Annotated in this window: 16 protein-coding genes; 4 read left to right on the top strand and 12 right to left on the bottom strand. The window is 64.7% G+C overall.

What is annotated here, in order from left to right:
• Nucleotides 1-4: 4 nt before the first annotated feature.
• Both GGR46_RS04890 and GGR46_RS04885 read left to right on the top strand, forming a co-directional pair.
• Nucleotides 5-754 carry an SDR family NAD(P)-dependent oxidoreductase gene (locus GGR46_RS04890; RefSeq protein WP_183995078.1) on the top strand — a complete coding sequence of 250 codons (750 nt, stop codon included), beginning with the start codon at nucleotides 5-7 and terminating at the stop codon, nucleotides 752-754.
• Nucleotides 755-1,562: 808 nt separating this feature from the next.
• Entirely contained in the window at nucleotides 1,563-2,708 is a 1,146-nt protein-coding gene (locus GGR46_RS04885; protein ID WP_183995076.1) for a tyrosine-type recombinase/integrase, read from the top strand.
• A gap of 231 nt (nucleotides 2,709-2,939) precedes the next feature.
• On the opposite strand, the gene GGR46_RS04880 is transcribed toward GGR46_RS04885, so the two are convergent.
• From GGR46_RS04880 to GGR46_RS04830, 11 genes are all read right to left on the bottom strand, one after another.
• Nucleotides 2,940-3,152, bottom strand: coding sequence for a hypothetical protein (locus tag GGR46_RS04880; RefSeq protein ID WP_183995074.1), 213 nt, complete (start codon nucleotides 3,150-3,152; stop codon nucleotides 2,940-2,942).
• A 10-nt stretch (nucleotides 3,153-3,162) separates the two neighbouring features.
• A complete protein-coding gene (locus GGR46_RS04875; protein WP_183995072.1) occupies nucleotides 3,163-3,852 on the bottom strand; it encodes a hypothetical protein in 690 nt (229 codons plus the stop codon).
• Between the two features lie 144 nt (nucleotides 3,853-3,996).
• The gene (locus GGR46_RS04870; RefSeq protein WP_183995070.1) at nucleotides 3,997-5,292 is read right to left on the bottom strand and encodes an ABC transporter ATP-binding protein; all 1,296 of its coding nucleotides are present in this window, start codon (nucleotides 5,290-5,292) and stop codon (nucleotides 3,997-3,999) included.
• A gap of 17 nt (nucleotides 5,293-5,309) precedes the next feature.
• Complete coding sequence (locus GGR46_RS04865; protein WP_183995068.1) at nucleotides 5,310-7,064, bottom strand: ABC transporter permease; 1,755 nt, start codon at nucleotides 7,062-7,064, stop codon at nucleotides 5,310-5,312.
• 266 nt (nucleotides 7,065-7,330) lie between these two features.
• On the bottom strand, nucleotides 7,331-7,981 hold the full coding sequence (locus tag GGR46_RS04860) for a response regulator transcription factor (RefSeq protein WP_183995067.1): 651 nt from the start codon (nucleotides 7,979-7,981) through the stop codon (nucleotides 7,331-7,333).
• Complete coding sequence (locus GGR46_RS04855; protein ID WP_221262553.1) at nucleotides 7,978-9,072, bottom strand: sensor histidine kinase; 1,095 nt, start codon at nucleotides 9,070-9,072, stop codon at nucleotides 7,978-7,980. Before GGR46_RS04855 ends, GGR46_RS04860 begins: the two co-directional genes overlap by 4 nt.
• A 335-nt stretch (nucleotides 9,073-9,407) precedes the next feature.
• On the bottom strand, nucleotides 9,408-10,667 hold the full coding sequence (locus GGR46_RS04850; RefSeq protein ID WP_183995065.1) for a purple acid phosphatase family protein: 1,260 nt from the start codon (nucleotides 10,665-10,667) through the stop codon (nucleotides 9,408-9,410).
• A gap of 9 nt (nucleotides 10,668-10,676) precedes the next feature.
• Nucleotides 10,677-13,859, bottom strand: coding sequence for a TonB-dependent receptor (locus GGR46_RS04845; RefSeq protein WP_183995063.1), 3,183 nt, complete (start codon nucleotides 13,857-13,859; stop codon nucleotides 10,677-10,679).
• Nucleotides 13,860-14,000: 141 nt separating this feature from the next.
• Nucleotides 14,001-14,951, bottom strand: coding sequence for a FecR family protein (locus tag GGR46_RS04840; protein WP_183995061.1), 951 nt, complete (start codon nucleotides 14,949-14,951; stop codon nucleotides 14,001-14,003).
• Nucleotides 14,951-15,487, bottom strand: coding sequence for an RNA polymerase sigma factor (locus GGR46_RS04835; protein ID WP_183995059.1), 537 nt, complete (start codon nucleotides 15,485-15,487; stop codon nucleotides 14,951-14,953). The genes GGR46_RS04840 and GGR46_RS04835 overlap by 1 nt, the downstream gene beginning before the upstream one ends.
• A 134-nt stretch (nucleotides 15,488-15,621) precedes the next feature.
• Nucleotides 15,622-18,102 carry a glycoside hydrolase family 9 protein gene (locus tag GGR46_RS04830; RefSeq protein WP_183995057.1) on the bottom strand — a complete coding sequence of 827 codons (2,481 nt, stop codon included), beginning with the start codon at nucleotides 18,100-18,102 and terminating at the stop codon, nucleotides 15,622-15,624.
• A 456-nt stretch (nucleotides 18,103-18,558) separates the two neighbouring features.
• Between GGR46_RS04830 and GGR46_RS04825 the strand changes: the two genes are divergently transcribed.
• Nucleotides 18,559-19,464, top strand: a complete 906-nt coding sequence (locus GGR46_RS04825; protein WP_246425980.1) for an alpha/beta hydrolase — start codon at nucleotides 18,559-18,561, stop codon at nucleotides 19,462-19,464.
• Nucleotides 19,465-19,495: 31 nt separating this feature from the next.
• On the opposite strand, the gene GGR46_RS04820 is transcribed toward GGR46_RS04825, so the two are convergent.
• Nucleotides 19,496-21,424, bottom strand: a complete 1,929-nt coding sequence (locus GGR46_RS04820; protein ID WP_246425896.1) for a sialate O-acetylesterase — start codon at nucleotides 21,422-21,424, stop codon at nucleotides 19,496-19,498.
• Nucleotides 21,425-21,556: 132 nt separating this feature from the next.
• On the opposite strand from GGR46_RS04820, the gene GGR46_RS04815 reads away from it, so the two are divergent.
• The gene (locus GGR46_RS04815) at nucleotides 21,557-23,926 is read left to right on the top strand and encodes a glycoside hydrolase family 95 protein (RefSeq protein WP_183995051.1); all 2,370 of its coding nucleotides are present in this window, start codon (nucleotides 21,557-21,559) and stop codon (nucleotides 23,924-23,926) included.
• Nucleotide 23,927 lies beyond the last annotated feature (1 nt).

The following is a 23,927-nucleotide window of genomic DNA, read 5'->3' as shown; positions in this document are numbered from 1 at the left end:
TCCCATGGGTCGCCTTGAAGGAAAGGTCGCGATTGTTACCGGCGCCAGCCGCGGCATCGGACGCGCTACCGCCAAGCTGTTCGCTGCCGAAGGCGCGAAGGTCGCAGTTCTGTCGCGCACCGCCGAAAGCATCGCCAAGGTGGTCGCCGATATCGAAGCCGCTGGCGGCATCGCTCTCGGTATCTCCTGTGACATCAGCAACGGGCTGCAGATCGAAGCCGCCGTGGCGCAGGTCGCCGCCGAATATGGCGGCGTCGATATCCTCGTGAACAACGCTTTCGATCCGTCCGTGGTAAGTTCACCGATCATCGATCTGTCGATCGAACAGCTGCAGCGAAACTTCGACACCGGACCGATCGCCCATCTTCGCATGATGCAGGCTTGCTTCCCCTACCTTAAGGCGAGCGGGGCCGGGCGGATAATCAACTTCGCGTCGGTGGCCGGCGTCATCGGAATGGTGCCGTACGGCCCCTACGCGATGGCGAAGGAAGCAATCCGCGCATTGACGCGCGTCGCCGCGCGGGAATGGGGGGCATATGGCATTACCGTCAACAACGTCCTGCCCGTCGCCAACACCTATGAAGAGATGACCGAGGCCGGTGTGCCGGCCCCCAACACGCCTCTGCGCAGACTGGGAGACCCGGAGGAGGACGTCGCGCCGGTTGTCCTCTTCCTCGCCAGCCGGGATGCGCAGTTTCTCACTGGCTACAACCTATCGCCCGATGGCGGGATGATGATCGACAGCGCGCGATAGCATGTACGCGGCTGGCAGCTAGCCGTGCGTTCCGTGCGATAGCTGCCAGTCCGAAATCCACCCCATTCACGGACATCCGTTGCCGCCATGCATGAGCGTCCGCTTTCGGGCAGCCCGGCAATCGCCACGGACGACCGTTATTGGGGCGCTTTGCCGACCGGCAGGTCGCGCCAGAAGCTACTCGTTCGAACATAAGGCCCTCCTTCGTCCCACTCGTAGCAGATTCAGGTGAGCCCCAAAGACCGTGGCTCTATACGGCGCAAACCCGTCAATGCACATTCCGCCGAAACGCGCGCCACAGTATCAACCTACGCATCCGCGTCTCAAAGACCGTGGATTTGTTGACCTCTCGGCGCAACGGACGGGCAGGAACGTCCTCTTATGCCGCCGCCCACAGATAGTGGACTGCGGAAGTCTGAGGCACTCCTCAGGATAAGTCCGTGCATACCATTACGCGGACGGAGACAGGAACATTCAGGATGCGCGCAGGATAAATCCGGAATAACCAACGCTAATTTTCGATTATCGCATTAAAATATCCATGATTGCCTGAATATTTTGCCGCAGATCATTAATTTAAACACCATAGATTCAAAAATCTCTTTTCCAGTATAAATATGGATAAACGATATACGCCAGACGTACGTCTTAATAACTTTGAGAATCACTTATACTATGAGATAATAACTTCGGTAGATCTTATAGACGCGTATTATCGCGCCGCATTGCTGCCAGGTGAGGTGTCGTGGAGCACATTAGGAAACGCGAATGGCGGACGCCGAACGGTGCACTGCGTCGGGCCTGGGTCGTGGACTACCGGGACAAGCTCGGCAGGCGTAAGTCGAGGCAGTTTACCTCAAAAGATGAAGCCGCCAGATGGTTGCGAAGCACCGACTTCGAAGCGTCCCAGGATGGCGATAACGACAAGAAGACATTCGCGGACGCCGTCCAGGCATGGCTCGCCCGGGGGGAAAGCGAGGGCCTGGAGCGATCAACCATGGATAATTATCGATGGTTGACGGACAACTATCTCGTGCCGGCACTTGGGAAAGTGCCACTGGCAAAGCTTGACCAGTCAATGTTAGTCAATCTTCGGCTGGATATCAAAACAGCCAAGACGGCTGAGCTTGCCCGCCGCGCTATCCATACCGCGAAGATGATCCTGCGCTACGCCGTCAACACGAATCAGATAAGAAAGAGTCCAGCCGACGGTTTGAAGTCCTCTATAGCATCTCGACACAAGCAACGTCCAAATATTCCTTCAAGGGAAGAACTCAGGATCATTCTGACGGCACCCGAAGATGCCAACCTAAATAAAGCTGTGAAATATTCACGCCGAAGAAATACGCTTGCATATATCCTGATGGCGGAAACCGCCGTGAGGCCATGTGAACTTAGGGGCTTATCCTGGGCGCAAGTGGATCTCGAAAAAGCTCACATTATTGTTTTGCGAGATGTGAAAAAGGACGGCACAATCGGATCGTGCAAGACGAAGGCGTCGTACCGAAAGATTCCTATCTCCCCCCGCATGGCAGCCAAACTGATAGAGTGGAGAAAGGAATGCCCTGCTTCGAATGAAGATTTGGTCTTCCCCACACAGAATGGTGGAATCGTCATACATACCGATCTGGCAAGATCGTTTCGAACTCGCCTCGTCGCTATCGGCGTAACTAAGGTAAAGCGTAAGCCTGACGGGTCCGAAGAACTCGTCGCCAAATATCGATTATATGATCTACGCCATGCCGCTGCCAGTTGGTGGATTCATAAGAAGATCGATCTCAAAAAGCTCACTTCCTGGATGGGCCACGCTAGCATTCAGATCACGTTCGACATCTACGGCCACCTCATCGAAAGCGCGGATTCTGACAGCGCACTGATGGCTGAGCTGGCGAAGGATCTGCACGAGCAAGAGGATACAGCCGCCCACAACCATGATCCGACGCCATCCGGATGATCGGCGCGCGGATCCTAGCGCTGCAGAATGCGACAAATTTGTAGCATGGCGGATGGAAACGGCAGAATTTACTAGTAAAATCAACTAACTCGCAGTCAGTGACCCCCGACTCTTAATCAGCGGGTCCTTGGTTCGAGCCCAAGTGCGTCCACCATTCCTTCTCATATCTTGCAGACCTCAAGCGCAGCGAATTCGCCAGCTCGGACTGCATCCTGGGCTGGGGCGGCCTCGTCATTTTCTTCGCGGGGGCGTGAGCCGGATCACCCGTTGGGCGAGCCGCCGCAAGCCATAGGCGAGTGCCATCAGCGTTTTGCGGATCAGGTCCTCCCGCCCTCGCCGTGGCGCGTGACGCACCGCCTCCCGCGCCAGCGCACAGGCGACTTCCAGTATCCAGGCGGCAGCACGAAGCATCAGGATCGTGCGCAGGTTGGAGAGGTGCTTCATATGTCCTCCCTCAGCTGCGCAGCGTGATACCGAGCGACGCGGAGCGTGGATTGACCCCGTCGATCAGACGCCCGACGACAAGGTCGACATCGAGCCGCCCGCCGCCGGGATTCCAGCGCAAGCCGGCCTGCGATCCCATAGGCCCATCGCCGCGCCCAAATACTTCGCCCATCAGGCTGAAATCCCGCGCGACCTGCACCTCGACCTGCGCACCGTAAAAGGCGGCATGCTGCCGGCTGCTCGCACGCGCATAGCTCCAGCCGCCATTGAGGTTGAAGCGCACGGCCCTGCCCACCGGAATGGTCACCGGCACGATCAGGCTGGCCGTCTCGACTTTTCCCGAGTGGAGTCCGACCGCGCCGGATGCGATCAGTCCGACGCCGAACCCTTTCTCGGCGGGACGGATGTTGAGCTTGAGCGCCGGGCCGAACGTCGTCAGGTCCGTGCCATTGTCCCAGCTGCGTTGGAACGCGCCGCCGATCTCGAGCCGAGGCCAGGTCTTGCGGGTGCAGGCAGGCGAGAGGTTGAGCAGGCCACGATCGGAGCCGTGGAATGTCATCCAGCTCTCCAGGTGGCAGGTGCCGGGAGTCTCGACGGCGGCGTCATCGACGACATGCTCGTTGCCGCTGGCGAAGGCGGGTGGGACCGGGCCGAGCGTGAACAGGGCAAATGCGAAAACGGGGCGGATCGTCAGGGTCATGGGGCCCTCCACGGGCGTGCGGAGGCACACCCGACGCGCTCAAGTCGTCGGCCGCGTGCCGCTGGTCGGTATCGTGTGATGAGCGGGCAGCGCGTCGGCGCTGCGACTAGAGTCGTCTAGAGTCGTCTTCCATGCCGGCCTCCCTCATGAGGGATCGTCGAGGCTGAAGCGGTCCGCGGCTTCGTCATAGGCGAAGGCCTCGGCATAGCGGCCCCACTGGATCACCGATCGCAGCGTCTGCTGGGCGTACTCCTCGGACATGAAGTCCTCGATCTCGTCGCGGAAACGGCTTGCCGGCGCTTCGTGGCTGGCCCGGTCGTCGAGGACGCGGCGGATGTGGCCGGCAAGCGGCACGTGGCGCAGCAGATGCTGGGCGAATAGCTGCTTGCGCGCATCGACCTCGGCATCGACATAGCGGTGCGCCGCCGGAAGCAGCCTGAGGTCGCCGCCACCCAATTCGGCGAAGCGCAGGAGCTGCAGCACTTCGGCAACGGGGAACAGCTCGTCCGCCTCATATTGCAGCTCGCTGGCCAGGTCCGACAGCGGCGCGCTCCCGAAATAGGGCTCGGCCGCCACTGCCTCCATCAGGCCGGCGAGCGTGTTGGTCGACACGCGCGGCAGCGCCATGCCGATGCCGGTGCCCGGGAACAGCCCTTCGCGCGGGTGGCCGGCCTCGGTCCGCATCGTCATCCGAGCATAGATGTCGTCGACCAGCGCCTGGAACGCGGGGTCCTGGCGGTTGCGCGGTTGGGGCAGCGTTACCCGGATCTCGCTGACGACGCGGCCCGGATTGGAGGAAAAGACGAGGATGCGGTCACACATCAACACTGCTTCCTCGATATTGTGGGTCACGATCAGGATCGACTTGATCGGCATCCGCCCTTCCGACCAGAGGTCGAGCAGGTCGGTGCGCAGCGTCTCCGCTGTCAGCACGTCGAGCGCCGAGAAGGGCTCGTCCATCAGGAGGATGTCGGGATCGACGACGAGTGCGCGCGCCAGGCCGACGCGCTGGCGCATGCCGCCGGACAGCTCCTTGGGATAGGCGCTTTCGAAGCCGTCGAGCCCAATCAGGTCGATCGCCTTGAGCGCACGCTGGCGGCGCTCCTCGGCGGCAACACCCTGCGCCTCGAGCCCCACTTCCACATTCTGGAGCACGGTGAGCCAGGGGAAGAGCGCAAAGGTCTGGAAGACCATCGAGACGCGCGTATCGGCGCGCGGGAAATTGACCTGGCCCGAGGTGGGCTGGATCAGGCCGGCAATCGAGCGCAGGAGCGTCGACTTGCCCGAGCCCGAGCGGCCGAGCAGCCCGACGATCTCGTTCTCGCCGAGCGTGAGATCGACGTCGTCGAGCACGAGCAGGCCCGAGCCGCTCGACTTGCCATAGATGTGGCGGACATCGCGAACTTCGACGAGGGGAAGGGTTTCAGTGAGCGTGTTCATGACGATACTCCCGATGCTCAGTCGAGGCGGAGGCGGCGCTCGGCGAACCGGTACATCGGCCGCCACAGCGTACGGTTGAAGGCGATGACGAAGATGCTCATCACGGCGATGCCCAGCGCGACGCGCGGATAGTCGCCCGTGCGCGTGGCATTGGCGATGAACGCGCCGAGCCCGGCGGCTTCCAGATGCTTGTCGCCCCAGGTGACGGCCTCGGCGACGATGCTGGCGTTCCACGAGCCGCCCGAGGCAGTCAGCGCACCGGTCACGTAATAGGGGAAGATCGCGGGGATCGCGACCTGCCGCCACCACTGCCAGCCGCGAATGCCGAACATCGCCGAGGCTTCCTTCATGTCGGTGGGGATCGCGCTCGCACCGGCGATGACGTTGAACAGGATGTACCACTGCGTGCCGAGCACCATCAGCGGCGACAGCCAGATGTTCGGATCGAGATGCAGGCCGAGGATGGCTATCACCGCGAAGGGGAACATCACGTTCGCCGGGAAGGCGGCCAGAAACTGCGCCACCGGCTGCAGCCGTTCGGCCCAGGCTGGCCTGAGGCCGATCCACACGCCGGCCGGCACCCAGATCAGGCTGGCGATCGCGATCAGCACCACCACGCGCAGCAGCGTGAGCAGGCCGAGCCCGAAGGCGGTCAGGCCGTCGTGCCAGCTCAGGCTGGCGGCGATGTAGCGGACGAGCGTCCAGAACGCCGCAAGCGCAAGAATGGCAACCAGTGCCAGCCAGGCACGATCGAAGGCGCGGCTCGTGGCGGGCCCGACCCGGAGCGGGCGCACGGCGGCGACATGCGGCAGGCGAATCCTTCCCGCCCAACGCAACGGCGTGGCGAGCAGGTTGCCGAGCCGACCCAACCAGCGGGTGCGGCGGAGGAGGTCGTAGAGCCAGGAGCGCGGGCGCTGCTGCGAGGCGGTCTGCTCGAAGCGGAACTTGTCGGCCCAGGCGACGATCGGCCGAAAGGCGAGCTGGTCGTAGAGCAGGATGACCACCGCCATCGTGCCCACCGCCATGCCGATCGCGCCGAAATCCTCGCGGTCGATCGCGAGCGCCAGCCACGAGCCGATGCCGGGCAGCGTGACCGTGGTGTTGCCGACGGTGATCGCCTCGGACGCGACGACGAAGAACCACGCGCCCGACATCGACATCATCATGTTCCAGACGAGCGCGGGCAAGGCGAAGGGTAGCTCGAGCCGGACGAAGCGCCGCCAGGCCGAGAAACCGAACTGTTGCGAGACTTCGTCCAGGTCCTTGGGCACCGTGCGCAACGACTGGTAGAAGCTGAACGCCATGTTCCAGGCCTGCGCCGTGAAGATCGCGAAGATCGCCGCGCACTCGGCCCCCAGCTGGCTTCCCGGGAACAGCCCGAGGAAGAGCGTGACAGTGAAGGTGAGAAAACCCAGCACCGGCACCGACTGGAGGATGTCGAGCGCGGGCACGATGACGAGGCCTGCCTTGCGGCTCTTGGCCGCGAGCGTCGCAACGATGAACGTGAAGAGCAGAGACGCGCCGAGCGCGGCAAACATGCGCAACGTGGTGCGCAGCGCATATTCAGGCAGCATTGCCGCGTCCAGCACCACAGGCGTACCGCGAAGCTGCGCCAAGGGCGCGCTCATATCCTCGGCCCCGCGGAAAACGAGCACCGCGCCCGCCGCAAGCAGGATGAAAACGATAAAATCCGCCCAGGATGGCGCGCCGCCCGCGCGCACCCAGCGCGCCAACGGGCGTGCACCCCTGGAATCTTCGAAAATGAAGACCATGGCTCACCTCATGACCGGCCGTCTCGGCCGCCACGGGCGAGCGCTAGAAACTAGGCCCGGCCGGGCGCCCTCGACGGCGCGTTAGATCGACTACTGTCGCTCGGCATTTTGCTAGCGTTCCTCGAATGGCCCTCGGCCCGCGGATGCGGGGAAGGCGTGGCGGGCCGATACCAAGGCGGGGCTGATGTCGCCAGCAGGGATTGTGCGGTGCACAGAAGTGAATCGGATAGGCCCAATATACTTCCGTATATGCGGCCCTGCCCCGCCTAGCCCGCCCCTTCTCGCGGGCTACCGAATAGCCTGTCATAGGTCCGAACCAGATCGGGCACCGAGCGCGCGTTCATCTTTCGCATGACCTGGCCGCGGCGCACCTTGACCGTGATCTCGCTCACATCGAGCTGTGCCGCGATCTGCTTGTTCAGCAGCCCCCGTACCACCAGCTCCATCACTTCCTGTTCTCCGATCGTCAGGGTGCAATGGAGCTTGCGCAATTCGGCCAGGCTGGCCGCCTCGCGGCGGCGAATGCGATCCTTGCCGATACCCTCGTTGATCGCGTCGAGCAGCGCCTGCTCGTCAAATGGCTTGGCCAGGAACTCGATCGCCCCCGCCTTCATCGCACGTGCGGTCATCGCGATATCGCCGTGCCCGGTGACGAAGATCACGGGCAACCCGATGCCAAGGCTCTCCATCTGGCGCTGAAAATCGAGGCCGCCCTGTCCGGGCATGCGGACGTCGAGCACGAGACACCCCGGCGCGTCCGACAGTTGATGGGTGAGAAAGGCCTGCGTCGAGGCGAACGAGCGGCATTCGATGCCGACCGAGGCCAGCAGATCCTCCAAGCCGGCGCGGACCGAAGGATCATCGTCCACGATGTAGACGATTGGAGGCCCCTTCTCCTCCACTGCCGCATTCGTCATCGCGCAGCTCCCGCAACTGGCAGGCGCACCTTGAATATCGCGCCACGCGCCGAGTTCGCGTCAGCCCGGATATGCCCGCCATGTGCTTCAACGATCGCCCGGCTGATCGTCAGTCCAATCCCGGTACCGCCTTCCTTGGTGGTCCAGAACGCGTCGAACAGATGTTCCCGGGTGCTCGCGGCAAGTCCGTTGCCCGTATCCGCGACCGAAATGAGCACGTCCCGATCTTCCAGGGTCGAGGCGATGACGATCTGTCGCTCCGCCTGCGGCACCTGCGCCAGCGCCTCCATCGCATTGAGCAGTAGATTGCCGATAACCTGTTGGAGCTGCACGCGATCCGCCTGCACGGGCGGCAATGCCTCGGCCAGCTCCAGCCTCATGCCGATATCATGCCTGTCGAGCTCGGCCTGCGCCAGCGCCACCGCCTCGACGATGATTTCGTTCAGGTTGGTCCTGTCGCGCTTGGGTGATTCGTGGCGAGCAAGGCTCCGCACGCGCTGGATCACTGCGCCGGCCCGATTGGCATCGCTGAGGACCCGCTCGGCCGAAGCTCGTGCCTTTTCGATATTGGGAGGGTCCTGGCCCAGCCACCGCAGACACGCATTGCCGCTCGTCACGATACCTGCCAGCGGCTGGTTGACCTCATGCGCGATCGAGGCGGTCAGTTCTCCCAGGCTGGTCACCCGGGCGATCCGGACGAGTTGCGCGCGTGCTTCATGTGCCGCAGCTTCGGCTGCCACCATGCGAAGCGCCAGCCAGGTGGTGATGCCGATGGCGGAGGTGCTTATCGCCATGTTGACGATGCCCGCTTCGCGCGATCCGCCGGCCGTCAGTGTCGAACTGACCAAGGTGAGCAGGATACATAGTCCCGCCAAGGCGATGACATTGCGGCGGGGGAAACGGCCGACCGCCAGCAGGATGATGACGATGTAGAAGACGGCGGCGGCGATCTCCAGGTCGGTGACCGTGTCGGCGACGAAGATGCCGATCATGAGCCCAACGATCGCCGCCGCCTGTAGCCATGACTTCCATTGCATGAATGATTCGCCCGTTTCGTTCATCTCGGCGAGTTCCGGGCCCGGTTCAAACATGCCTGCATATACCCCCTATATGCCAAGGTATCGATGGGCTTGCCTATGCCGCATCGCCCGCGCACCGGCGCCCGCACCGTATCAGGCATGGCCTCGTAGACGTCCCTGTAGCGCCTCCCAATCTTCCGCGGCGGTATCATCCTCCGCCGGCCTGCACGACAGCCCGCACTGCCGACAAGACCTGAGCCGGTCAGTCCTCGAACTCAGCCTCGTGGGACGATATGGCCTCTCGCGGTGTCGCGGACCAGCAAACGAGTTCCGGGTCGAACTCGGTCAATTGATGATGCCATTCGAGTCGGCCGGCCCAAAGGCCGACCTTCCCCGATCCGCTTCGCCTACCGCTTCTTCAGCCGCACGAAATCGAGCGGTTCGCCTGTCGCAGTATAGGCGCGGTACGTCAGTGCCTTCGGCGTGACCTCGATGACCTGGTAGGCCTGGGTCCGCGACGCCGATTTGCGCGCCCAGGGGCCCGGCTTGACCTCGTACATCTTCGGGCCGGCCACCGACACGGCATAGGTCGCCCCGGCATTGTCGGCGGAAGGACCGTTCGGGCCGATCGCGCCGCGGGCATAGCCGTGATCGTGTCCCTGCAGCACGAGATCGACATGGTATTTGTCGATCAGCGGCTTCAGCGCGGCGCGGACCTTCGGATTGTCGCGGCCGGGCTCGCTCGAGAAGAGCGGGAAGTGCAGGAACATCACCGTCCAGCGGTTGGGATTGTTTGCGAGCAGCTTGTCCAGCCAGGCGACGATCGATGCGCGCGCGGTCTCGTCACGATCGACCTGCATCGAATCGATCGAGATCAGGCGCAGGCCCTGATAATCGGTGTACCAGTTGGTTTCCCGGCCCGCCGGTACATCGGCAGGGCCATCGTCGGGCAGCGTGAACTGCCGCCGCCATTGCCCGGTGATCGAGGAACCCGCCCGCGCTGCCTCGTCCTTCACATATTCGTGGTTGCCCGGCGTCGGCATCTGCGGGGTCTGCGCATAGAGGAAGCCCCCCGCCCCGAACCATTCGCCCCATTCGGCATCGCTGTCGTGCCGGTTGACGAGATCGCCCGCATGGATCGTGAAGGCCGCGTCGCCCGCCTGCCGGAATGCCATGCGCAGGGTGCGCGAGGCTTCCGACAGGATCTGGTTCTGCATGTCGCCCATATAGATGAAGCGGAACGGCGCCGCGTCCTTGCGCGCGGTGCGGAACTGGAACCATTCGGACCAGTGCGTCCCGTCGCCGACGCGATAGGCATAGACCGTGCCGGGCTCGAGCCCCTTCAGCACCGCTGAATGATAGGCCGCGCGGAATGCCGGGTTCTCGCGCACCGGCAGCGTCGCATCGTCGGTCGTCGCGGTGAGCGTCATCGGCGCCTTGACGAAATCCGGGCTATTGGTCGCCCTGGCATATTGCACGATGCCGGCCGAACCCGGCGCCGAGCGCCAGGTCACGGCCATTTCGGTCGCTGGATCGGTGGTGAGGTTCAGCACGATACGCTCGGGCTGGACGGTCGCAGGCGCGAGCGGCGGCTGCGGCGCGTCCTGCGCGGCGGCAGGAATGGCGGCGCCCAGAAGCAGGGCGCCGGCCAGGGAACGAAGGGTCATCGTCGATCCTTAGAAGATGAGGTTGAAGCCGAGCGAGATCGTGCGCCCGTTCTTGGTATAGGCACGGCTCGCGCCGGTTCCCGACGAGACCGTCTCCCAATAGGTCGGCCCGTCGAACAGGTTCTGAACCTGAAGCTGGACCGACGAGGTCTTCATGAAGCTCTTGCGGAAGGTCAGGTCGACGAAGCTGTAGGCCTGCTCATAGGGATTGTTGCCGAAATCCTGGATGCCGCCGAGGAACTTCGACTGGTAGTTCCAGGCGCCATAGATTTCCCAGCCCTTGCGCTCCCAGAACAGCTGGACGTTGGCGATCGTCTCCGGCGTCTCCATCAGCGGCAGGGTGTAGCCCTCCGGATGCCAGGACAGGCCGGTAACCGCCTTGGAACGCTGCATCGTCAGGTTGCCGCCGATGCCGAGCGAGCCGAGGATCCCCGGCAGCCAGTGCAGCACCTGCTGGCCGCTGACTTCCACGCCGTACACTTCCGCCCGCTTGCCGTTGTTGGGCATCGAGATCAGCACCCCGGCCGGATCGACATTCTCGCCGGTCGTGCCGTTGCGGATGTTGCTGGAGGAGGAACGGAACAGGAAGTTGTTGATGCGCTTGTAGAACAGCGCCACCGAATAGGCCCCGGTGCGGCCATTGTACCGCTCGAGCGACACATCGAAGTTGAGCGAGCGGAGCGGCTTCAGGTTGGGATTGCCCTCGCTGATGCCGGTCAGCAGCCATTGCGACTTCGGATTCTCCTTGCCGTCGCCGTCGGGATCGGTGTCGTAGCTATATTCGCGCGCCGAGCTCATGCGCGCGATGTCCGGCCGGGCAAAGCTGGTCCACACCGCGCCACGCAGTTTCGTGCGGTTGTCGAAGTCGTAATTGACGTGCACCGACGGCAGCACGTTGACGAAGCTGGACTTGTCGATCGTGTAGCGCTCGCCCTGCACGGGATCGAGGTTGAACGCCTCGATGCGGTTGCGCGTCGCCTCCACGCGCACGCCGGTGATGATCTGGGCGCGGCCGAGGCGGGCGGTCGCCATCGCATAGCCCGAGATCACGCTCTCGTCGAAGCGGAAGCTGTCCTCGTTGGATATCGTCGCATCGGCCGGAGCCACCGCGAAGCCCTTGAAGAAGCTGCTCTTGCCCTTCTCCGCACGCTGCAGCTCGGCGAGCATCTTGTCGTCGTCGATCGTCTGGCCGAGGCGGTAGGCGCCCGAATACGCCCCGCCGAACAGACTGGTGACGTTCTCGCCATAATAGGGCGCGAAGTCGGCCATCGTACCGTTGGCGGTCAGGTTGAGAAACGAGCCCGAGAAAGTGCGGCGGCGCGAGTCATAATATTTTCCGCCCGCCTTGATCGACTGCAGCCAGGTGCTGCCCGGCTTCCACTCGACGTTCATCTGCCCTTGCCAGAGCTTCTGCTGGCTGCCGCCGATCTCTCCCTCGAGGCTGCTGAACGCGAATTGCGAGGGATCCTGCACGGCATTCATGCCTGCCGAATTGAGCAGCCATTTCGGAAAGCGCGAGTCCTCCGCGCTACTGAACAGCACGCCCTTGTTGCCGAGCCAGCCATATTTGTCGCTGCGGAATTCGAGCGTGTAGCCGTCGTCGAGATTGTCCTGCGACTGGGAATAGGACACGTCGTAATCGACAATGAATTCCCCCAGCCGCGAGACGCCGCCGACATTGGCCGTGGCCAGGTTGCCGCTCTCGTTGTTCGCTTCCCAGAAGCGGCGCAGGCGGAAGCCCTGCGGGTCCCATTTACCCGACGCGCCATAAAGGCTGTAGAAGGACTTGGTCTTGCGATCGGCGTCGGTGATCAGGCCATCCTTGTCCTGATCGACGATCTGGCTGGTGGTGTAGCTATAGACGCGGCCGAGCTTGCTGTCGGTCCGCAGGATGCTGTCCTCTGGACGCGCGAGATTGGCCTCGTTGGCGTTGACCTGCACCAGCCGGGTCGAGTTCTTCGACGTGTCGTTCCGGAAGTTCAGCCGGTTGAGGAACTGCTCCTTCTGGTAATTGCTGTACTGCCCGCGGACGTGAAGATCGTGGTGGTCGGACCGGTAGTCGATGCTGGTATTGACGCCCCAGCGGTTCACCTCGGTATTGCCCAGCCCCAGGTTCATGCCCCGCATCACGAAGCGGGTCGGATCCCAGCCCAAAGTCTCGCTGTTCGAATACCAGCTGTCCGGCTGGTTATCGCCATCGACGCCATTCTGCTCATATTGCGACTTGCGCTTGCTCCAGTTGCCGGAGACGAAGACGCCGAAATGGTCGCTGAACTGGCGCGACACAGCCGCCGAGACCTGGCCGTATTTGCGGTGATCGAACTTGTCGATCATGCCGCCTTCGCCCGAGACGCGCATATAGGTCGGCTTCTGGTCGAAGGCGGTCGGCGTGGTGATGTCGACCGATCCGCCGAGCGCATCGCCGTCGCGGTCCGGAGTCAGCGTCTTGTAGACGGTGATCGACTTGATGCCGTCCGGCGGCAGGACCGACAGGCGCACGCCCCGGTAGAAATTATTGTCGCGCGAACCGGCACCATCGATGCGCACGCCGTTCAGCGAGTAGTTGTTCAACTCGGTCGACAGGCCGCGCACCGTGATGCGGTCGCCCTCGCCGGTGGCCGGATCGCGCACTGCGTTGACGCCGGGCATGCGGGCGAGCGCCTCGGACACGTTGTTGGCGGGCAGCTTGCCCATGTCGTCGGCGGTGATCGTGTCGGACACCATCACCGATTTGCGCTTGGCTTCGGCCGAGGCCTGCGCTGCCTCGATATAGCCGTTGACGACGATATTCTCGGGCGCTGCTTCTTCGGCAGGCGCTTCCGCGACCTGCACGGGCGCCACCGGGGCGGTTCGCGGGGCCGGCCGCGCCGCGGCCTGGGCACGCACCGGCGCGGGCTTGACGATCACGGTACCGCCGCGAACCTGCGTGTCGACGCCTGCGCCGCGCACCAGCAGGGCCAGCGCCTTGCGCGCCGACATCGTCCCCGTCACCGCCTGGCTACGCCGGCCACGCAGTGCCTCGGGTGAGGCAGCGACGGGCACGCCCGTCACGCGGGAGAATTGCTGCAACGCCTGCGCCAGGTCCTGCGCGGGAATGGCAAAGCTGTAGCTTTGTGCAGCGGCCGGCGCAGCGTTCAGAGTCGCGACGGCGATGGCCAGCGCCGATACGGCGGGCCGATTGATAACGAACATCGAAGAACTTCCCCCACACTTGTAAACCGTTCAAGCGAGGGACGGCGCACGGGATCACAACCCGACAAGTTTTTTTGGTTTCAGTTTAATGACTTATCCGTTGAAGCATTGTGACACACCCGGATCGTCGCGGGTCGATCGCTAGCGCTCCACGACATAGTGATCCCCGGCATCATGCCAGCGCAGATCATGGATCGCCGTGATCGCCTCGAGCATGTTCTTCGGATCGTTGGTCTGGAAACGGCCGGTGACCAGGAGATCGCCCAGCGCCGGATCCGCCAGTCTGACGGGATGCGCGGCGGTGCGGTTTAGCCGCTCGACCAGCTGCAGCATCGGCATGTCGTTCGCCTCGAGCCAGCCGTCCGTCCAGCCTGGATGAGCGCCCGCAACGCCCTTCAGGCTGCGCACATGCTCGCCGGAGAGCTCCAGTCCGCTTCCCGCCGGAAGCTGCCACTGCCGCCCGGTGCCGGCATCGACGCTGACGAGCCCCCGATAGACCTGGATGATGCGCGTATCGCTGTCGATCCGATCGATGTCGAACGCCGTCCCCAGCACCGATACGCTGGCGCCGCCAGCATCGACCGAGAAGCCGCGCAAGCGCTCATGCGCCACATCGAAGAACGCCTCGCCGCGTTCGAGCGTGACATGCCGCGACCAGGGCGCGATGCGCACCGTGATCCGCGTGTCGCCGTTCATCCGGACCGTCGATCCATCCGCGAGCGCGACCATGCGCGTCCCGCCCCGCGCCGTGGCATAGCTGGCATCGGAGACCAGCAGCTGCGCACCGCCGACGCACGCCAGCGCCAGCAGACTCGCCACCGCCCCGCCCCGTACCAGACGCCACCATCCCCCGTTTGGTGCCGCATCATCGTCGTTGCTCGCGCCAGAGAGGTGGGCGGGCTCGCCCAGTGCCCCTTCCAGCCCCTTGGACTGCCAGATCGCGCTCATCCGCGCATAGCTGTCGACATGGCGCGGGTCCGTCAGGATCCAGCGATCAAAGGCCGCGGCGGTGTCGCTATCGAGCACCGGACGGCTCATCCGGTCGATCCACTGGGCCGCCTGCCAGTCGATGGAGTGCGTGTCCTGGCCCATCAATCCTGTCCCGCCAGATCGATACCCGCCTGCTCGAGCGCGCGGCGCAGGTCGATCATGCCTCTCGTAATGTGCTTCTCGACGGCTTTCGCACTCATCGCAAGGTCGTCGCCGATCGCGCGACAGCTCTCCTGGTTGATCCGCCGCCGGATCAACACCTCACGCCGGAGCCTGGGCATCTTCCTGAGGCACCGGTTGAAGATGTCCATCGCCCGCCGCGAATCGAGGACGCGGTTCAGCGACGGCTCGTCACTGCGTACATCGTCCTCGATCTCGGGCTCGAGGCGGCTTTCGCGGCGGTGCATGTCGATGACGAGATTGTCCGCAATGCGAAAGGCGAGCGAGACGATGCTGCCGATCTGCTGCGTGCGGGCCAGTTCGACCAGCCGCGCGAGCGTTTCCTGCGTAACGTCGTCCACCACGTCCAGCCGGGTGCCTCGCCCACGCAGATAGCGTTTCAGCGCCGACTGGATGGCGTCCCACGAATAACCGTTAGCCGCGTCCTCGGGGGACGGGGCTTTGATCGACGACAGCAAGATATCCCCCGATTCAGAGACGACCCGGGGCGCGGTTAGTCACATCAGATGACAGTTTCAGGATAGGCGCAACGAGGGCGCCCTCCGTAAACTGATCCCTGGCGCCCAGGAGGTGCCAGGGATCAATGCAGGCGCTAGCGCTGTTCCGCCGTGACCGCCATCGCGGCCTTGGCGGCAAGGATATAGGCCGTCGTGGTGCTCACGGTATATTCGCTCTCGAACCACAGGAACGGCCAGTCGGCCTTCAGCTCGGGGAAATCGGGCTTGATGATCAGCACGCCCGGCACCATCCCGCCCGCGATGAAGCCGTAATCGGCGCGGTTATGGCCATAGCCGATCAGCTTCGAGCGCGTTCCGACGGTCGAGACCAGCGACAGATTGTTCGCCGGATGGCGGCCGAGCATGTAGTCGAGCGCACGCAGCGTGTATTCCGATCCGATCAGATCCGGAAAGGCGCGGTGCATCAGATACATGTTGCTGCCGAAGCTGGCGACTTCCCCCGATCCTGCCCAGGAACCCATGGCGACCGGCACGCCAAAGGGATTGGTCAGCTCGGCGTCGATCTTCGGCTTGGCGGCACGCACCAGCGCCTTGATCCGATCGCGATAGGCCGCATCCATATAGGGCAGCGCGAGGATTGCAGCGCCGCTGATCCGATCGAAATTCGCTTCGATCGCCGGCATCAGGGTGCGCAGGCGATCGGTATAGACGGCCTCGCCCTTGGTGGTGAGGATCAGTTCCACGGTCGCGGAGACCTTGGCGAGATCGAGGAAGCGCGCCATGAACCCGCTATCGTCACGGCCATCGCTGGCATTGGCAGTCTGGCCCTGTCGCGCGGTCCAGAGCGCCTTGGCCGCGGCGAGCGCCTCGGCGGCCATGGCGGGATCGGAGTCCTTGAGCGCACGGCTTGCCGCAGCCAGGCTCCCCGCCACCCTCAGATCGTTCGCAGGATAGGCGGTAGTGAACGCCCAGCGGTCATCGTCGATGCCCGAATAGTCCCCCTTGATCTGGTTCGGCCCCAGGGCAGGATCATAGAGCTTGCCATCGGTCTGCGATCCGGCATCGCCGAGATGCGCATATTGGCGGAGCTTCGGATCGATGATGCCGACGATCGCATGGCCGAAGACCTTGTACTGGGCGAGCAGCTGCAACGTCCCGTGGCGGATCTGCTGGATCGCGTCGGGCACGCCGTCGGGCTTGCGGATCTCCACTTCGCGCGCCTTTTCGTCGACGCTGGTCTCGTCCCAGTCGAGCCCGAAGAGCTCGCGTGTCCAGACCAGGTCGCGGACCACATCGGCGTTCTGCGGCGTCTGGATGTCATAGTCGCCGGCATCCTGGAAACCGCCGACCGCCAGGCCCGGGATATGCTCGCCAGGCTTGAAAGGGGAATCGAGGTTCGGCCCCATGCGGTAGCCATCGAAGTGTGTGATATTGGGCGGCGCCTGGCGCGCATCGTCGAGGTGCGAGGCGCGCTGCCACACGCGATACTGCTCCCGAACGGTCATATGGTCCATCTGCACGGGGAGATACGTGTCGAGCGACGGCTGCCAGATCCGCGCATAGGCATCGGCAGCGATGGGGAACGGATTGGTCGTCTGTCCCGCATAGGAAATGGCGTAGATGCCCGGCTCGCGCACGCTCGAGAAATCGAACGCGGCATAGTTGTAGCGCAGCCATTTGCCGCGCTGCTGGGCCGGCGCGCGGAATACCGGCTTCTCGCCCTCGGCCGTGAGCTTGACCAGCGTCGCCTCCCCCGGCGCCTTGAAGGCCGGATCGAGCTCGATCAGCGCCACCTTGTCGCGTGCGGGCGTGTAGCCGGCCTGGTTGAACGACACGACCGGCGCACGCGTCCAGCCCGGGATCACATTGGGGCGGACGTGCCAGACAATGGCATCGTCCTTCGCACCCTCGGCGATCAGCGAGCGCACGACGAACCAGCCGTTCTGCGCCCGGTTGCGCGCGTCATAGAGCGCGAGCGGCATGTTGGCGGTGATAGTGACGCGGGTGGCGGGATCTTCGGGCGACAGGGTGACGGTCTGTGCGCCGGAGGCCATCGGCTGCGGATCGCCCGAGCCGTCCGTCGCCATCGGTCCGCTCGCATTGCGCGGGAACAGGCCCGGACGCTCGCCCATCAGATAGGTCTTGCCGAAATAGGCGGTCGGCAGGAAATCGAGATTGAACCCAGCCTTGCCCACCAGCTCCTTCGGCAGCGGCGCATCGAGATCGACCGCAATGCGGAACCCGCCCTCCTCCGCGGTCACCTTCACGCGATATTTCAGATTGGCCTTGGGATAGCTCGAGCGCACGACGATCTGGCCGGGCTCCCCGAGCGTACGGTCGCCGAAGGTCGGTACCGGATCCCATTGTTCTGGCGTCGGGTTCAGCCGAATCTCGCCATCGGTCGCGATCCGTTCGCCGTGCAGGACGATCTGAATGCCCGCATTCTTCTCGTCGAAGAAGATCGGGCTGAACTGGTTCTGCTCCACGATCACGCTCAACCCCTGGGTTTCGAGCGTCTGATCGGAACTGACCCTTAGCGTCTGCGCCTGCGCGCCGGCTACGGCCAGGGTCGAACATGTGGCCAAGAACAGCCCGATGCCGCGAATCTCGTGCATGCAACTCCCCTCCTATTGGAAGCCAAGACAATTATTTAATTAAAACAGTGCCCTATCGGTTTTTTTCTAAGCACTGGCGCGCCATATAGACTGACAAGATTATTTATGGTAGCGCTATCATAGCCTGGAAGAATGCGGGTTGCTTGGCAAGCCCATTAGGCAGCCGGCCGCGAGATTTCGCACCTGTACGCAGGGGCATCCGAGTGCTGGACCAAGGCGAGTGTGACCGAGATCACCTCGTCGAGGCCGCCGCTTCGGGCAGATAAATAGACAGACAATTTATCTGCCATCATTCCGCGATATCATTGGTATCTTCTCTCCTAAATATGGCATGGATAGCCGCGCCCGAGTCATTATTTAGTAAGACAATTAGATTTGGGCCGAGAGGAAATGAAAGGGAGAGTTGCAATGAAGCTTTTCACGGAGGCTCTGAAACCGGCGCGCCTGGGCCTGGCCATGGCCAGCATCGCCGCCGGTCTTGCGCTGGCCGCACCGGCCCAGGCGCAAAACGACAAGATGACCCCCATCCCCGTGCCGGCCCAGCCCAAGGCCATCACGCTCGACACCGGCCCCCTGCCCGGCGCCACCGCGCCCGAGGCATGGCACAGCCAATATGGCAGCGTCTTCGCGCGCAACGTTACCGTCGCGACGCTCACGCCGTTCCTGCCCGATCCCGCCAAGGCGACCGGCGCTGCGGTGATCGTGGCGCCCGGCGGTGGCTTCCGTACCCTGTCGATGGAGAATGAAGGCTGGGACGTCGCCAAGGCGCTCGCCGCAAGGGGCGTGGCCGCATTCGTGCTCAAATATCGCCTGAACCCGACGCCGCAGGAAATGCCGGCCTTCGAACAGTCGATGCGCGAGATGTTCTCGGGCGTGGCGCGCACCGCACCGCGGATGGATCCGCAACAGGCGATGGCCGGCATCGCGCCGCAGATCGCAGACGCCCGCGCCGCCTTTGCGCTGGTCCGCAATCGTGCCGGCGAATGGCACGTGGATGCCGACCGGGTCGGCATGGTCGGCTTCTCGGCCGGCGCGATGCTCACGCTGGCGACCACGCTGGCCGGAGAGGATGCCAAGCCTGCCTTTATCGGCCTGATCTATGGTCCGCTCGCCTCGGTGACGGTACCGGCCGACGCCCCGCCCGCCTTTGTCGCGCTGGCGGCGGACGATCCCTTCTTCGCCAATAGCGGCTTCGGGCTGATCGAGAGCTGGAAGGCGGCCAAGCGGCCGGTGGAATTCCATCTCTACGAACAGGGCGGGCACGGCTTCGGCATGTATCCGAAGGAAACCACCAGCACCGGCTGGTTCGATGCCTATGCCCGCTGGCTCGGCATGCACGGCCTGCTCAAGCGCGCGCACTGAGCGAGGCCCCGTCCGTGCCCTGGCCTCTGGGTCAGGGCACGGAGATCTCGAAGCTGCCGACCGGCAGCCCGTCCCGGTCGAACAGATTGACGGTCGGGCTGTCCGCCCAGGCATAGCGGACGTGGGTCACCGGACGGCCATCTGCAGCAAGGACCACCTGATTGCCGTTCACCCAGGCATCGGCATAGCGGCAGCTTGCAGCCTCGGCCCCGCACAGTTCGAACCCGATCGCCCGATCCGCCCCGCGCGTCGTCAGTTCGCCGGTCACATCCGCAAAGCTGAGCGTGACCGTGCCGTCCGCACCCCTGCCCGCCTGCACGACGCGCGGCCCTGAAGCCGCGACGGTCTCACCATAGGCCAGGCTGCGCATCGCCCGTGCCAGCCGGCGCCCGACCTCGCGCTTCTCGCCAGGATGGATGTCGAGCGGATCGCCCAGATCGAGCGTCACCGCCACCGCGGCATGCCCGTCCTTTTCGGCCACCCGGCGCTGCGTGTCGTGCAGCCTTGCCCAGCCGCTCTCGCGCGGCCGGGACGCCGTGTCGCCATAAGCGGAGAGCTGGACGATCGCGAAGGGCAGCTCGGGCAGGCCGAACTGGCGGCGCCAGTCGCGCATCATCGCGGCAAGGCGCTTGTCATATCCGGCCAGATCGGTGTCAGACTCGCCCTGGTACCAGGCGACACCGGCCAGCGCGATCGGGCCGAGCGGCGCGATCATCGCGTTGTAGAGCGTGCCGGCGCCGTTGATGTCGTCCCAGGGCGCCCGCGGCGCATTGGTGCGCGGCTTGCCTGCAACGGCGTAGCGCCAGCCCGTATCGAGCGCGACGCTGGTGCCGTCGGCGAAGCTGAGCCGCATCGCCTCGACCGGGCCGATCATGCCGCCCTCGGCCCAGACATTGTCGTCGTTGATCGTGATCACATTGCTGCCCGCGACCAGCGTGCCCGCCGGCAACAGATAATTGCGCGGCGTGGCGGCATTGCTGCTGCCGCCCACCGCCTTGCCGTTGACCCAGGTGACGTCGGCATCGTCGACCGCACCGATCGACAGCACCGCTTCCTGGCGCGCCTGCTTGGCGGTGAGCGTCACGTCCTTGCGGAACCACAGCATGCCGACATAGTCGGCGAGCGCGGGGATACCCCAGCGGTTGAACGCGCCGATCCGCGGCGCGGGCTGCCAGTCGAGTGTCGCCTGGGGCTGCCAGGGTTCGGCGCCCGGCCGATTGCCCGACTGGTCCCGCCACCATTGCTCCCATTTGGCGCTGGTCCGCGCGACCGCGGCAGGAACGTCGCGAGCATAGAGGCGCAACGCCTCGACGCCGTCGCCCATGTCGGCGGCGCGCAGTCCCGCCTCGTCCATCCAGGCGGAGATGCGCGATCCGCCCCAACTCGAATGGATCGCGCCGATCGGCACCTTCGCCGATTTGCGCAGCGCCTGGGCCATGTAGAAGCAGGCGGCGGAGAAGGGACTGGCCGTGGCCGGGGTGGTCGCAGCCCAGCCGGGCTGCGCGGCGAACCCGGTCTGCGGCGTGAAGGCCGTCGCCTTGGGCACGGTGAGCAGGCGCAGCTGGTCGTCGGCCGCGGCATAGACGGAATAGCTGTCCTGCGAGCGCTCGACCGACATCTCCATGTTGCTCTGGCCCGAGCAGAGGAACACGTCGCCGAGCAGCAGGTCGCGGACGATGGCGAGACCGCTGCGCGCGCTGACCTGCATCTCATAGGGGCCGCCCGCGGGAAGCGGCGCCAGCGTCGCGCTGAAACGGCCCGCGCGGTCCGCCTTCACGGCAACCGACTGGCCGGCCAGGCTGATCCGCACCGCCTCGCCCGGCTCGGCACTGCCGGAAATGCGGATCGGCTTGTCGCGCTGGATCACCGCATGATCTGTCAGCACCCCATCGAGCCGGGGGACGGCCAGCGCGGGGGTTACCGGCAAGGCAGCAAGTGCCATCAGCATCCATTTGGTCATGATCATCCCTCTCCCGTCCGCGCCATTTGTATGACGTTTTTACGGCCATTGACCTCATTACGCCGGTTAAATAGTCAGACTAGAAAGCAAAGAGCAACCGCTGAAGACGCGGGAATCAGAGAGGATCCGGGAATGGCGTTGTCGGACGGCTTGCACATTACGCGGCGACAGATTCTGCAGGGTTCGGCGGCCGCAGCCGCAGGGCTTTCGCTACCTTCCGCGAGCCACGCACAGGCGCAGACGACAGGCGCGCATCGCCTCTGGTATCGCAAGCCGGCCCGCGAATGGGTGGAGGCGCTGCCGGTGGGCAATGGCCGCATCGGCGCGATGGTGTTCGGCGGCATCTCCAACGAAAAGCTGCAGCTCAACGAGGACACGCTGTGGACCGGCGGCCCCTATGAGTCGGTGAACCCGGCGGCGCGCGCCGCGCTGCCTGAAGTCCGCCGGCTGGTCTTCGCGGGCCGCTATGCCGAAGCGCAGAAGCTGGCCGATACGGCGCTGATGGCGAGGCCGCTGTCGCAGATGAGCTACCAGTCGTTCGGCGAGCTGCTGATCGACATGCCCGAGATCCCGGACTTCTGGGCGCGTGAATATCGGCGCGAGCTCGATCTCGACTCCGCCACCGCGACGACGGTCTTCACCGTGGGTGGCGCGACCTTCCGCCGCGAGGTGATCGCCTGCCCCGTGCATCAGGTGATCGCCGTCCGGATCAGCGCCGACAAGCCCGGACGCATCGACTGCGGTGTCACGCTGCACGCGGCCCAGCCGGGCTCGCTTGCGGTGGAGCGCGACACGCTGATCGTGACGGGCACCAATCGCGACGAGCACGGCGTTGCCGCGGCACTCCGGTTCGCCGGACGGGTACAGGTGCTGCACGAAGGCGGCACGCTCGAACCGCGCGCGGGCGGCATCGGGGTTCGCGATGCGGATTCGGTGACGATATTGGTCGCGATGGCCACCAACTATCGCCGCTACGACGATCTGCGCGGCGATCCGCTGGCGATCATCAACGCGCAGATCGACACCGCAGCGAAGATCGGCTTCGCGGGCATCGCTGCGGCGGCCACCGCGGAACACCGGCGGCTCTACCGTGCGGTCGCGCTCGACCTCGGCACCAGCCCTGCGGCGGAGCAGCCGACCGACGCGCGCATCGCCGCGGTCGGGACCGCCGAGGATCCGGCGCTCGCCACGCTCTACTTCAACTATGGCCGCTATCTGCTGATCGGCTCGTCGCGACCCGGCAGCCAGCCGGCCAACCTCCAGGGACTGTGGAACGACAGCGGCCAGCCGCCCTGGGGCAGCAAGTACACGATCAACATCAACACCGAAATGAACTACTGGCCGGCCGAGCCGACCGGCCTCGCCGAATGCACCGCGCCGCTGATCGCGCTGGTCCGCGACCTCGCCGAGACCGGGACGAAGACGGCGCGCGAGATGTACGGCGCGCGCGGCTGGGTGGCGCATCACAACACCGATCTGTGGCGCGCGACGGCTCCGATCGACGGCGCGCAATGGGGCATGTGGGCGATGGGCGGCGCCTGGCTCTGCACGCATCTGTGGGCGCGGTACGATTATGGCCGCGACCTCGCCTATCTGCGCAGCGTCTATCCGCTGATGCGTGGTGCGGCGCTGTTCTTCCTAGACACGCTCCAGAGCGATCCGAACACCGGGCATCTGGTCACCAATCCCTCGATGTCGCCCGAAAATTCGCATTCCGGTGGCGCCAACGGGCCGACCATCTGCGCCGGGCCGGCGATGGACATGGAATTGCTGCGCGACCTGTTCGCGCAGACTGCACAGGCGGCGAAGGCCCTCGGCCTCGACGCGGATTTCGCGCGCGAACTGCTCGCGACCCGCGCAAAGCTGGCGCCGAACCAGATCGGCGCGCAGGGGCAGCTGCAGGAATGGCAGGCGGATTGGGACGCCGCAGCGCCCGAGCAGAACCACCGCCACGTCTCACATCTCTATGGCGTGTTCCCCAGCCACCAGATCGATTTCGACGAAACCCCGGAGCTGGCCGCGGCGGCACGGCGCTCGCTCGAACGACGCGGGGACGATACCGGCGGCTGGGGCACGGCGTGGCGGGCCAATCTCTGGGCGCGGCTACGCGACGGCGACCGCGCGCACCGTCAGCTCATGCTGCTGCTGGGCAGCGCGCGCGTCTATCCCGACCTGCTCAACGCCAACCCCTTCCAGATCGACGGGAATTTCGGTGGCACCGCGGCGGTCGCCGAAATGCTGCTGCAGAGCCATGACGACCAGATCCTGTTGCTGCCTGCCCTGCCTCGGGCCTGGCCGACCGGATCGGTGCGCGGCCTGCGCGCGCCCGGTGCCTGCACCATCGACCTCGAATGGCGGGATGGCCAGCTCGTCCACGCGACACTGGCGAGCCCGCTGGGCGGCAAGCGCATCGTGCGGCTCGGCGGGCAGCGCGTCGCCGTGACGTTGAAGGCAGGTCAGCCCTTGCGCCTTGTCGGCCCGGCGCTGAAGCCGGGCCGGTAAG

Source organism: Sphingomonas kyeonggiensis (assembly GCF_014196745.1).
Taxonomy (GTDB): Bacteria; Pseudomonadota; Alphaproteobacteria; order Sphingomonadales; family Sphingomonadaceae; genus Sphingomonas; species Sphingomonas kyeonggiensis.
Note: the sequence above shows the minus strand (reverse complement) of the source record. Positions and strands in the feature narration are given on the sequence as shown.